Source organism: Clostridium carboxidivorans P7, from assembly GCF_001038625.1.
Classification (GTDB): domain Bacteria; phylum Bacillota; class Clostridia; order Clostridiales; family Clostridiaceae; genus Clostridium_AM; species Clostridium_AM carboxidivorans.
Window position 1 is genome coordinate 4,385,979 of the sequence record NZ_CP011803.1, and the last position, 12,905, is coordinate 4,398,883.

The following is a 12,905-nucleotide window of genomic DNA, read 5'->3' on the forward strand; positions in this document are numbered from 1 at the left end:
CTTAAGAAGCTTCTCACAAATTAATACGAAGGTTCTATGGATTTTCTGACAATAAAATTATATTATGTGTACAACTTTAATCCAAGCTAATAAAAAAGGCACGAGATAAACTCATGCCTTTTTATATACTTATTCTAATTATTTGCTTTTTTTTCAATAAGTGCTGCTAATCCATGTGCCATTTGATCTAATTCGCTCTGTACTTCACCTTCAAGCATTACTCTAACTAGTGGTTCTGTTCCCGAAGGTCTTATTAAAACTCTTCCGCAGCCATCTAATTTAGCTTCTATTTTCTTTATTTCTCCAACTATTTCAGCATCTTCTAAATATATATTTTTCTTACTGTTTGGAACTGTGGCATTAGCTAAAACTTGTGGTAATTCCTTCATCATAGATGCTAGTTGTGATAGAGTCTTTCCACTTTCCTTAACTACAGCAGCCATTTGGATACCTGTAACTAGTCCATCTCCAGTAGTATTATAATCTGTCATAATTATGTGTCCTGATTGTTCTCCACCTAATTTATAGCCTTCTTTAACCATTTCTTCTAGTACATATCTGTCTCCAACTTTTGTTTTAACTGTACGTATATTTTCTTTCTTTAAAGCTATATCCAATCCAAGATTACTCATAACAGTAACAACAACTACATCTTTATCAAGCTTTCCTTTATTCTTTAAATGCTTACCTAGTATAGCCATTGTAAAATCACCACTAATTAGGTTTCCTTTTTCATCTACAGCTAAACATCTATCAGCATCTCCATCAAAAGCTAATCCTAAATCACAGCCTTTTTTTACAACGTAGTCCATTAATTCCTCTGGATGAGTTGAACCACAATTTTTATTTATATTTATTCCATCTGGATCATTGTTTATAACATAAACCTGTGCACCAAGATCTTTAAAAGCTTTTACTGAAGTTATATATGATGCTCCATTTGCACAATCCAATGCAACTTTAAGTCCTTTTAAATCTATATCTATAGTTGATTTTGCAAATTCTATATAATCTCCAATAGCTTCTCCAGCTTCCTCCACTTTTCTTCCTATATCTTCACCAGTTGGTAATGGTACTCCTTCAAAATTATTTTCTATAACACTTTGAATTTTATCTTCTAATTCATCTGATAATTTGTATCCTTGTGAATTAAAGAATTTTATACCATTATACTCTACAGGATTGTGGGATGCTGATATAACAACTCCTGCATCAGCTCCATATTTTCTTGTTAAATGCGCTACTGCTGGAGTTGGAATAACACCTACACATACAGCCTCTGCACCTACAGAAAGTATTCCTGAAACTAAAGCACTTTCAAGCATATCTCCTGATATTCTTGTATCCATTCCTACAAGTATTTTTGGTTTATGAGCTCCTTCTGTTAGTACAACTGCTCCTGCTTTTCCTAATTTATATGCTAATTCTGCTGTTAATTCTTTATTAGCTATTCCTCTAACTCCATCAGTTCCAAACATTCTATGCATAAACAATACCTCTCTTTTTATTATTAACTTTTAATATAGTATTTTAAATATTTTAAATTTGTTCATTAACCAAGTTATATTATATTACAATTCATAATTAGTAACAATACTAAAAAAACACCCGGAATAAATCCGGGTGATAAGCTAACCTTTCTATTTTACAAAATCTATTCCCTTTTGAATAGCATTTTTATTTGATTCGAAGAATTTTTCTTTTCCATGTGCTTTTAGTGAATCTAGTAAAGCTTCTATGGAAACTATTCCTGTTTCCTTTACTAGTGCTCCTAAAAGTATCATGTTTGCTATTTTTTTACTTCCTATTTCTTCTGCTATTGTTTGTGCTGGTATTGATATTACCTTTACATCTTTTCTCTTTGGAACTATATCTACCAAATCCGAATCCATTATTATGACGCCATTTGGCTCTATAATATCTTCAAATTTTTCTAGAGAAGGTCTGTTCATTACAACTATTGTATCAGCTTTTGTTACTATTGGTGAGCCTATTGCTTCATCTGTTAGTATTACTGAACAGTTAGCTGTTCCTCCTCTCATTTCTGGTCCATATGATGGTAACCATGAAACATTTAAATTAGCATCCATTCCTGCATATGCTAGGAATTTACCCATTGATAATATACCCTGTCCGCCGAATCCAGCGAAGATTATTTGTTGTGATGCCATTTTTATTTCGCCTCCTCAGTATTATCCTTCTTAACTCCTAGTGGATAATATGGAATCATATTTTCCTTTAACCATTTCATTGCTTCTGAAGGTGATAATCCCCAGTTAGTTGGACAGATTGATAATACTTCTATTAGTGAGAAGCCTTTTCCTTCTAACTGATTTTGGAATGCCTTTTTTATGGCTTTTTTTGCTTTTATTATATTTGGAACTGAGTCTACAGATACTCTTTCTACATAACATGCTCCTGTTAATGTTGAAATCATTTCTGAAACTCTTATTGGATATCCTGCTATTTTAGGATCTCTTCCATATGGTGTTGTTTCTGTTACTTGTCCTGGCAGTGTTGTTGGTGCCATCTGTCCGCCTGTCATACCATATATACAGTTGTTTACAAATATTCCTGTTATATTTTCTCCTCTTGTTGCTGCATGGACAATTTCTGCTGTTCCTATTGCTGCAAGATCTCCATCTCCCTGATATGTAAATACTACTTTATCAGGATTTGTTCTCTTTATTCCTGTTGCACAGGCTGGCGCCCTTCCATGTGCAGCTTCAAACATATCACATGCAAAATAGTTATATGCTAAAACTGAACATCCTACTGGAGCTACCCCTATTGTTTTATCTAATATGCCAAGTTCATCTATAACTTCAGCAACTAATTTGTGAATTATACCATGTGTACATCCTGGACAATAATGTGTAGGCACATCTAATAATGCCTTTGGATTTTCATATACTATTGCCATTATTTTGCACCCCCTACTATGGTTTTTACTTTCTCAAGAATGTCTGTAGGATCTGGAACCATTCCTCCTGATCTTCCATAGAAATCTACAGGTTTTCTTCCATTAGATGCTAGTCTTACATCTTCAACCATCTGTCCACAGCTCATTTCTACTGATAGATATCCATGTTTAGTATTACCTACAGTCTTTTCAAATGCTTCAAATGGGAAAGGCCATAAAGTTATTGGTCTTATTAATCCTACTTTTATTCCTTCCTTTGCAGCCATCTTTATTACATTTTTGCATATTCTTGAAGTTGTTCCATATGCAACTAGTACTAAATCTGTTTCTCCTTCACAGTTAAACATTTCATATCTAACTTCATTTTCTTCTATTGTTTTATATTTAGCTTGAAGCTTTTCATTGTGCTTTTCTAATGTTTCTGGCTCCAAAAATAATGAATTTATTATATTATGCTCTTTTCTTCCATTCAATCCATTGGCAGCCCAGTCTTTTTCTGGAAGCTTCTTTGCTGGTCTTTCCTTGAATTCTACTGGTTCCATCATTTGACCAAGCATTCCATCTCCCATTACCATACAAGGTGTTCTGTACATATCTGCTGTATCAAAGGCATCTTGAATTAAGTCAACCATTTCCTGTATTGATGCTGGTGCAAATATTGGCATTCTATAATCTCCATGTCCGCCGCCTTTTGTTGCTTGAAAATAATCTGACTGAGCTGGCTGGATACTTCCAAGTCCAGGACCTCCTCTAACTATATCTACTATAACGCAAGGTAGTTCTGCACCTGCTATATATGATATGCCTTCTGCTTTTAAGCTTATTCCAGGTGAACTTGATGATGTCATAGACCTAACTCCACTACCTGCTGCCCCATAAACCATATTTATAGCAGCAATTTCACTTTCAGCTTGTATAAATACTCTTCCTATTTTAGGCATTTTTCTTGACATATAAGCTGCAACTTCTGTTTGAGGAGTAATTGGGTAACCAAAGAAGGCTTGACAATTTGCTCTTATGGCAGCTTCACCAATGGCTTCATTACCTTTTATTAATACTTTTTCTCCCACAAAGAATCCCTCCTTATTCCTTTTCAACTGTTATTACGCAGTCAGGACATATTTTTCCACAGGATGCGCAAGCAACACATTCCTTCATTTTTTCTTCTGTAACAGTAGCTGGATGATATCCTTTTGCATTCAGTCTATCTGCAAAGCTTATTATTTTTTTAGGACATGCTTCTATGCAGTGTCCACAACCCTTACATCTTTCTTCTCTAAAAGTTACCTTTGCCATAAGAAAGTTCCCTCCTTAATTTTGGTAATTAAAAGTTTTAGCAATGTTAAATTTGTAAACATCGCTGCAAAACAAATTGTTTAAAACTCATTCTATTTATGTAAATTTTATTTCTAGCATATACTTAAAAAATTTCATTATATTTATTTTCAAGATAATACTTTAATTTCTTTGTCATTTCTTGTATTATTTTGCAAGTTTTAATGCATACTTTATTGTTATCTTTATTTTTCTGTTTCCAAAATAGCATATAAAAATTCTAATTTTAATTATTTACATCACTCAACATTATCCGTTGTATCAAGTTTTTTACATTTTGTAATCGTATTCAAAATAGTGTAAAATAAAACTTTGCTCTTGCTTTCTTGATAATTTATGAATAAAACACATTAAATAAGACTGCATTTACTTTTGCAAAACACATTGTTAAAATTTCATAAAAATATTTAAATATGAAACTTTTTCATTAAAATAGATATGATAATGATTTTTTTCACCCATATGCATATTATATCACAAAATTTTCAAATATTCTAACATAGTTTTTAGTCCATATTATCTTTATTTTGTTCACTTTAATAATTAAATATATTTCATTCTTCAATTTACTTAATTTAACTCAATTAATTTACTTATTTTAGGATTTTACTTTTAAAAATAAAGAGTGTAAAATAAAAGCCTTATTTTACACTCTTCTTATATATTTTACTTATATTCTTTTGCTTGTTCTTCTCCACCTAGTACTCTAAGTCCGCCTTGTGCTAATGCTAATAATTCATCTTCTCCTGGATAAACTACAACTGGTGCAATAAATTCTACCATGTCTTTTATTGCAGCTGTAACAGTTTTACTATAAGCTATTCCTCCAGTTAAAATTAAAGCATCTACTTTTCCATGTAAAACTGCAGCACATTTACCAATTTCTTTACCTACTTGTAATATGAAAGCATCAAATACTAACTTTGCCTTTTTATCTCCACTTTCTGCTTTTTGTTCTACTTCCCTAAAATCATTTGTATTTAGATAAGCTACAATTCCACCTTTTCCACTTATCTTTTTCTTCATTTCTTCTAAAGTATATTTTCCACTATAGCAAAGCTTTATTAAACCTCCTACAGGAAGTCCTCCTGTTCTTTCTGGTGAAAATGGTCCATCTCCATCTAAACCATTGGCTACATCTACAACTCTTCCTTTTTTGTGAGCTCCAACAGTTACTCCGCCACCCATGTGTGTCACTACTAAATTTAATTCATCATACTTCTTATTGTTTTCTTTTGCATATCTCTTTGCTACTGCTTTTTGATTTAAAGCATGGAATATACTTATTCTTTCTATTTCAGGCATTCCGGATATTCTAGCTGCTTCATCTAATTCATCAACAACAACTGGGTCTACTATAAATGCTGGTTTATTTATAGATTTTCCTATTTCATTAGCTATTATTCCACCTAAATTTGAAGCATGCTGTCCTTGCACTCCAACTTTTAGGTCTTCTAACATAGCATCATTGACTTTATAAGTTCCACTTTCAATTGGTTTTAATAATCCACCTCTGCCTACTACTCCGTCTAATGTATTAATATCAAAATTCTTTTCTTTTAAAACCTTCAATATAACTTCTTTTCTAAATTCAAATTGATCATAAATAGTAGCATATTTCTCAATTTCTTCTGAAGAATGTCTTAAAGTTTCTTCTAAAATTTCATTTTCTCCATCATATACTCCTATTTTGGTAGATGTAGATCCTGGATTTAATATTAATAATTTATATGACATTTTACCCCTCCTACAAAATCAATACTTTTACTGTATATGTAAATTTAATAAAGTTCTATTATTTTCTCTTTAATTGATGTGCAACTAACGCTGCTAATGCTATTGCATTCATTTTTGTTTCATGACTATCGTTTCTTGATGTCAATACTACTGGTGCTGATGTTCCTACTAGTAAAGCTCCACTCTTAGATTCTGTTGTATAAGCTAAAGTTTTGTACATTATATTTCCTGCTTCTATATTTGGCATTAATAATATATCTGCTCTTCCTGCTACTTCTCCTTTTACTCCCTTATGTGCAGCAGCTTCTACAGATAATGCATTATCTAATGCTAATGGTCCATCAATTAAGCATCCTTTTATTTGTCCTCTGTCATTCATTTTTGAAATTATTGATGCATCTATAGTTGCCTGCATACTAGGATTTACTACTTCTACAGCACATACTGGTGCTACTTTTGGTGTTTCTATTCCTACTGCATGCGCAACTGTTACAGCATTTTTAACTATATCTATTTTATCTTTAAGTTCTGGATACATATTAAAAGCTGCATCTGTTAAAAATATTAATCTATCAATCTTAGGTATTTCAAAAACTGCTACATGAGACATTAATTTTCCTGTTCTTAAACCAACTTCTTTGTTTAAAACTGCTCTTAAAAAGTTAGCTGTATCAATAAGACCTTTCATTAACATATCAGCTTTACCTGAAGAAACTAATTCTACAGCCTTTAATGCAGCTTTAACAGGATTTTCTTCATTAACAATTTCAAATTTTGTTAAATCCATTTCTATTTCTGCTGCTATAGCTTCCATCTTTGCTTTGTCACCAACTAATATTGCTTCCGATATTCCTTGTTCTTTAGCATCCCTAATAGCTTCAAGTACTGGTCTATCTTGAGCTACCGCTACTGCTATCTTCTTTGTTTCTTGATTTTTAGCCTTTTCTAAAACTTCTTGTAAATTTTTAATCATTTAATTTACACCTCTTCTTTATAAAATTTAGGCTCTTCCTCATCAACTTTTGTTGTTCTTAAATTAAAGCCTTAAAAACTATATTTCACAATCTAGCCATAATTATTTTAGTTTAAAGCATTAACAATAGAACATCTTTAAATTTCAGGCAGTCATTATATTATAGCCATACCAATCATCTTATACATTTTCACTAAATCCAGTGTAAATGATAAATAACGTATTATTTTTAGAGCTATATTCTATATAATATCCTGTAATACTTTAGTGCTATTAAACCTAATATTCTGCAAATATTTTTTCTTTAATTCTATAATTATATGCTGTAATAGCGTTCAAAGTCTATGTTTACTAGTATAGTCGTTAAATTTTTAACACCTAAACGCGGTACTTACACCATATCAATTGTAATCTTTTTACTGATTCTTGTTTATACATACATTCTTGGAGTTAATTTCAAGTATAAGATTATAATTTTCCACATGCATACTTCCTGAAATCATTATGCCTTCTCTTATATTTTACCAGATATATTCAAAAAACACTGTTTTTCAGAATATTCAATATAATGGTTGATATTTCCTTATAATATTTTCTGCCACTTTTATCCCATCTACTGCTGCAGACATTATTCCACCTGCAAATCCTGCACCCTCACCACAAGGATAAAGCCCTTGGGCTGATATACTTTCTAGATTTTCATTTCTCAATATTCTAACAGGAGCTGAAGTTCTTGTTTCAATTCCAGTTAAAACGCCATCATTACTGGCAAATCCTTTAATCTTTTTATCAAAATTTATAAATCCCTCTTTTAAAGCTTCTATTACATAACTTGGCAAACACTTTCTTAAATCACAAAACTCATAACCTGGTTTATATGTTGGTTCTACATTGCCTAATTTAGTAGAAACTTCATCCTTCAAAAAATCTCCTATTAATTGTACAGGTGCAGTATACTTGCCCCCGCCCAAAATATAAGCTAAACTTTCATAATGTCTTTGAAATTCCATACCTTTTAATGGAGTATCCCCTTGAAAATCAGATTCATTTATAGAAACTACTATTGCTGAATTAGCATTGTCCTTATCTCTTTTAAAAAAGCTCATTCCGTTAGTTACTAATCTTCCTTCCTCTGATGCTGCTGCTACTACTTCTCCTCCAGGACACATACAAAAACTATATACCCCTCTTCCTGTAGATTTAGTATTATATGTAAGTCTATAATCTGCAGCCTTAAGTTTAGGATGATTTGCATACTTGCCATATTGATTTTCACTTATAATTTGTTGAGAATGTTCTGCTCTTACACCTATAGCAAATGCCTTAGGCTCCATAAATATTCCCTTCCTGTATAACATCTCATAAGTATCTCTTGAACTATGACCTATAGCTAATATTAAACTTTCACTTGGAATTTCAGCTCCATTTACCACTATTGATTTTAAACCCCCATTACTTACCACTACATCTTGAAGTTTACTATTAAATCTTACTTCTCCACCTAATTCTATTATCTTTTCTCTTATATTTTTTACTACTTTTTTTAATATATCTGTTCCTATATGAGGCTTTCCATTATACAGAATTTCTTCTGGAGCTCCAGCCTTAACAAACTTATCTAAAACAAAGTCACATCTAGCATCTTTTATTCTAGTTGTAAGCTTTCCATCAGAAAAAGTTCCCGCTCCACCTTCTCCAAATTGGACATTAGATTCTAAATTTAACTCCCCTGTAGTCCAAAACTTATTTATAGTATTGGTTCTATCTTCAACCTTTTCTCCTCTTTCTATAATTATTGGTCTATATCCTTTTTCCGCTAGTAAAAGACCTGCAAACATGCCTGCAGGTCCCATACCAACTATAACTGGTCTATGGTTCATTTTCTTATTACCAAAAGGAAATTCCTCATTATAAATCTCTTTTTCAATTTTAACATCTTTATCATTAGCTCTAGCTACAATTTTTTCTTCTTTATCGCATTTTATTTCTACAACATAATTAAATCTTATATTATCCTTTCTCCTGGCATCTATAGATTCTCTTAAAATTTTAAATTGTTCAATATTTGTATGCGATATTTTTAACTTTTTACATACTTTATTTTTTAAATCCTCTATATTTTCATCTATACTTATATTCAAGTTATTTATCTTAATTGACATTTTTGCCCTCCAAAACTTTTTTCTTTGCTGTAATCTTAACTGATGATATACTTTGAGACACCTTCGTTACTCCATCTGGTAAGCTTATATTTAAAGGAATTGAATTTTCCCCTTCTGCTATCGAACTTAAATCCACAGAGCACTTTATATCTTCTGCTTTTAAATTATTGATAACATTTTCTTCACCAGACACTACTACATCAACCTTATTTGTATCCAAATTAACACTATATTTACTGTTATCATTTATAGTTTGTATATTTAAACTCAATTGTTTCTGAATATTTTTATTATTTAAGTTCACCTTTAGTTTTACAGTATCCGAACTGTTTACGAGAATAACTCCCTTAGGAACTGCTAATTTAACCTCTATTGTATCTTTTCCATATATTTTATTTAAATCTACATATTCTGTATCCAAAGAATTTATATTAGATATTAAATCTTCTTCTCCCGCTATATCTATTTTATCTTCAATTGGTACTAAATCTTTTATATTTCCTTGATTATTTTGCTGTATTCCAGATTTAACATTTACAGATACAGTTTTAATTTTTTTAACGGGAATAGTTACCTTTAAAGAACTTGGATTAACTGTTATATTTTTTACAATTACACCTGAAGAATCTGATGGTTGAAGTTGTATATTTGCATTTATATCCTTTGAAGCATCTTTAATATTATATCTTGCTGCTACATATTTTACTCTTTCTACTGCTTCCTTAGGTCCACTAATTTCTTTTTCTTTTATAGTAGGCTTAAAAGCATAAAATCCACTTTTAGTATTCCCATCAAAAATTACTTTAACCGGAACAGTTTTCCGCTTCAAATCATCCAAAGTAATTTTAACCCATAGGTTGTCATTATTTGTTATTCTAATATTAGATGGACTACTTTTAATCTCAACAGGTATTTTATTCTCACCTTTTTTAACTGCATAAGAGTTTAAATCAGACACAAGTTTAAAATCACTTGGTTTTATAGAATAAGTATCTGAAGCGCTCCCTCTTATAGTTAATGTTACTGTCAAATTATCTTCTTGTATAGGAACCAGATCAGATTTTGCAACCAAATCTTTATTTAAAATCTGTACAGGTACAACAATGTGTATCTCTCTCATAGGATTTTCCACATTAAAAATGTACAACCACAAAACTAAAGAAGCTATTACACAACATATCTTAATAATTACTTGGTGATCTTTGACCTTTTGATCCATTTATTCACCTGCTCCCTAAAGGTTAATTTTGTACTCTGTCTTTTTTTCATTATTCTAATCAGAATATCTTTAAGTCTTTCTTTATTGTAACCCCTTGTTAAATTACCATTTACAGCAAGGGAAACAGTACCTGTTTCTTCGGATACAACTATAATTAACGCATCTGAGTTTTCAGATATACCTAATGCAGCTCTATGTCTTGTACCAAGCTTTTTATTTATATTCTGATTATTAGTTAAAGGTAAAAAGCATCCTGAAGATACTATTCTATCATTCCTTATTATCGTTGCACCATCATGCAGCGGAGTATTAACTACAAAAATATTTTCCAAAAGTGCTGCTGAAACTATTGCATCTATTTTAGTTCCTGTCTTTACTATATCTTCAAGACCTGTAACCTGCTCTATTATTATCAAGGCTCCTGTCCTACTATTAGATAAATTTTCTATAGAATTAGCAATTTCCGTTATAATCTTTTCCATCTCCTGGTCGCTTTCCAATATATGCTTATCATTAAAAGCTGTTCTGCCTAAACGTTCAAGTGCTCGACGAATTTCTGGTTGAAATATTATTATAAAGGAAAGTAAGCCTATGGTGATTGTTTTAGTCAAAATCCAATTCAGCATAGTTAAATGAAAAAAACTACTGATAGGTATAAGAAGAACTATAAGTATTATTCCTTTTAAAAGTTGCTCAGCTCTGGTTTCTTTTATTAATGTATAAATTTTATAAAAAATATAAGAAACTACTAATATATCCATCACTGATGCTATACTAATATTTCTAATAGAATTGACTACGATATCCAATAGCTCCAACCACATCACCACCCTAACAAAAATCTATATTTACAATTATACACTATTTAATATTGTTTATATCAAAACCTTAATGGATTTTATAAAATATTAATAAAATTTTTTTATACCCTGTATTTTTTTTTAATTCCTGGCTATACTACCATTAGCCTAAGTTTTTTATTAAACACGGGGAAACCGGAATTTTTTGGGGTGAATCGTATTTTACGTAGGTTATGCCTTTACCGAACCCGACAGCTAACCCCGTAGGTAACAAGGAGAGGATTTTATTGAGAAAATTTATTTTTTGTATACTATTTTTATTAGTACCAAGTGTTTCACCACTGTTCAATGTAAAAGCTGCTGGTTCTGATAATATAGACTCTACTTTATTTAAAGAACAAGATCAAATTGTTGAAGTTTTTAATTACTCTGGTAGAAAGTTATATGTAACTCAAAAGGATATACATTTAATGGCTCAAGTAGTTTATGCTGAAAGTAATTGTGAACCTTTTGAAGGAAAAGTTGCTGTAGCTTCTGTTATATTAAACCGTTTAAAATATCCTGAATTCCCTAAAACGGTAGAAGAAGTAATAACGCAAAAAAGCGCTTTTTCTTGTGTTAGAAATGGGTCCATTGATGTTGTTCCTGATGAAGATAGTTATAAGGCAGTACTTCAAGCTCTAAAAGGAAATGATCCTACAGGTCAAGCAGTATTCTTTTATAATCCTAAAATAGCTACTTGTAAATGGATGAAAGGTATAAACAAAAAGAACGTTAAAACCATAGGAAACCATGTATTCTTTGTAGTAAATTAGACATATTTTTATTTAGCTAGTAATTTAGCTAAGCACATATATATCCCCACAAATTAAAATTTGTGGGGATAGTCTATTTTAAAGAATCCAAATATGCAACAGCATTTAAAGCTGCTATTTGACCTTGGCCTGCCGCTTTTATATATTGATAAGGCTTACCTACACAATCTCCTGCAGCAAAGCACCCTGCAATATTAGTCTTCATATCTATATCTACTTTAATGTGACCATTTTGCATTTCTATACCAGGAACAAGTTGATTTGGTGACACACTATCCTTTAGTACAAAAACTCCATCTGTAATAATGTCTTTGTTCTTCATCATTACATTTTTAACCCTGTCTTCTCCCTTAATCTCTATTGGTTTATCTTTTACTATTTCGATACTATCATTTAAATTGTATTTTCCTTCATACATAGGCACATAGTAAAGTTTACTTGTCAATTCTGCTACATAATTAGCTTCTTCTTCTGCTTCCTTATTGTATCCTATAATGGTAACAGTTTTACCTCGATACAACGGTGCATCACAAGTAGCACAATATCCTACACCTCTCCCTAAAAATTCTTCTTCACCCTTTAATGGCTTTGTATATTCCATACCTGTAGCTAAAATAACAGATTTTGCTTCATACATCTTTTCATTTACCATTAAGGTAAAGTGTGATCCCATTGCATATACAGCATTTATCTTTTCATTTACTATATCTATATTCATAGCTTCAATGTGCTTTTGGAATTGACCTTTTAACTGTTCACCTGTAACATCATAAAATCCCAAATAATTATTTACTTTTGGTGCTTTTAGCAGTTTATTACTTAATTCTTTAATCCCAAATAATATAACATTTTTATTTCGGATTTTTGCATTTATAGCAGCTGATAATCCTGCTGGTCCTGTACCTATTATTGCTATATCATATCTATTAGTCATATAATCG

The 12,905-nt window shown here is 31.1% G+C and carries 12 protein-coding genes and 1 riboswitch; of the genes, 1 reads left to right on the forward strand and 11 read right to left on the reverse strand.

Annotation, left to right across the window (positions count from 1 at the left end):
• Positions 1-134 precede the first annotated feature (134 nt).
• The 10 genes from glmM to cdaA form a co-directional block, all read right to left on the reverse strand.
• Positions 135-1,487 (reverse strand): phosphoglucosamine mutase, encoded by a 1,353-nt coding sequence (gene glmM, locus Ccar_RS19485; protein ID WP_007064352.1) that lies wholly within the window; start codon positions 1,485-1,487, stop codon positions 135-137.
• Positions 1,488-1,640: 153 nt separating this feature from the next.
• Positions 1,641-2,171, reverse strand: a complete 531-nt coding sequence (locus Ccar_RS19490) for a 2-oxoacid:acceptor oxidoreductase family protein (RefSeq protein ID WP_007064332.1) — start codon at positions 2,169-2,171, stop codon at positions 1,641-1,643.
• 2 nt (positions 2,172-2,173) lie between these two features.
• A complete protein-coding gene (locus Ccar_RS19495; RefSeq protein WP_048030010.1) occupies positions 2,174-2,923 on the reverse strand; it encodes a thiamine pyrophosphate-dependent enzyme in 750 nt (249 codons plus the stop codon).
• On the reverse strand, positions 2,923-3,993 hold the full coding sequence (locus Ccar_RS19500; RefSeq protein ID WP_007064350.1) for a 3-methyl-2-oxobutanoate dehydrogenase subunit VorB: 1,071 nt from the start codon (positions 3,991-3,993) through the stop codon (positions 2,923-2,925). Before Ccar_RS19500 ends, Ccar_RS19495 begins: the two co-directional genes overlap by 1 nt.
• A gap of 13 nt (positions 3,994-4,006) precedes the next feature.
• Positions 4,007-4,219 carry a 4Fe-4S dicluster domain-containing protein gene (locus Ccar_RS19505; protein ID WP_007064349.1) on the reverse strand — a complete coding sequence of 71 codons (213 nt, stop codon included), beginning with the start codon at positions 4,217-4,219 and terminating at the stop codon, positions 4,007-4,009.
• A 705-nt stretch (positions 4,220-4,924) separates the two neighbouring features.
• A complete protein-coding gene (gene buk, locus Ccar_RS19510; protein WP_007063155.1) occupies positions 4,925-5,995 on the reverse strand; it encodes a butyrate kinase in 1,071 nt (356 codons plus the stop codon).
• A gap of 58 nt (positions 5,996-6,053) precedes the next feature.
• Positions 6,054-6,968, reverse strand: a complete 915-nt coding sequence (gene ptb, locus Ccar_RS19515) for a phosphate butyryltransferase (protein ID WP_007063154.1) — start codon at positions 6,966-6,968, stop codon at positions 6,054-6,056.
• Positions 6,969-7,528: 560 nt separating this feature from the next.
• On the reverse strand, positions 7,529-9,130 hold the full coding sequence (locus Ccar_RS19520; protein ID WP_007063153.1) for an NAD(P)/FAD-dependent oxidoreductase: 1,602 nt from the start codon (positions 9,128-9,130) through the stop codon (positions 7,529-7,531).
• Positions 9,120-10,349 (reverse strand): CdaR family protein, encoded by a 1,230-nt coding sequence (locus Ccar_RS19525; RefSeq protein ID WP_007063152.1) that lies wholly within the window; start codon positions 10,347-10,349, stop codon positions 9,120-9,122. Before Ccar_RS19525 ends, Ccar_RS19520 begins: the two co-directional genes overlap by 11 nt.
• Positions 10,319-11,167: a diadenylate cyclase CdaA gene (gene cdaA / locus Ccar_RS19530; RefSeq protein WP_007063151.1), complete on the reverse strand. Its 849-nt coding sequence runs from the start codon at positions 11,165-11,167 to the stop codon at positions 10,319-10,321. The genes Ccar_RS19525 and cdaA overlap by 31 nt, the downstream gene beginning before the upstream one ends.
• A 137-nt stretch (positions 11,168-11,304) precedes the next feature.
• A riboswitch (cyclic di-AMP (ydaO/yuaA leader) is annotated at positions 11,305-11,434 on the forward strand.
• 2 nt (positions 11,435-11,436) lie between these two features.
• Here cdaA and Ccar_RS19535 point away from each other — a divergent pair.
• A complete protein-coding gene (locus tag Ccar_RS19535; RefSeq protein ID WP_007063150.1) occupies positions 11,437-11,964 on the forward strand; it encodes a cell wall hydrolase in 528 nt (175 codons plus the stop codon).
• A 73-nt stretch (positions 11,965-12,037) separates the two neighbouring features.
• Here Ccar_RS19535 and Ccar_RS19540 read toward each other — a convergent pair whose 3' ends face one another.
• Positions 12,038-12,898 (reverse strand): NAD(P)/FAD-dependent oxidoreductase, encoded by an 861-nt coding sequence (locus Ccar_RS19540; protein ID WP_007063149.1) that lies wholly within the window; start codon positions 12,896-12,898, stop codon positions 12,038-12,040.
• Positions 12,899-12,905: the final 7 nt, after the last annotated feature.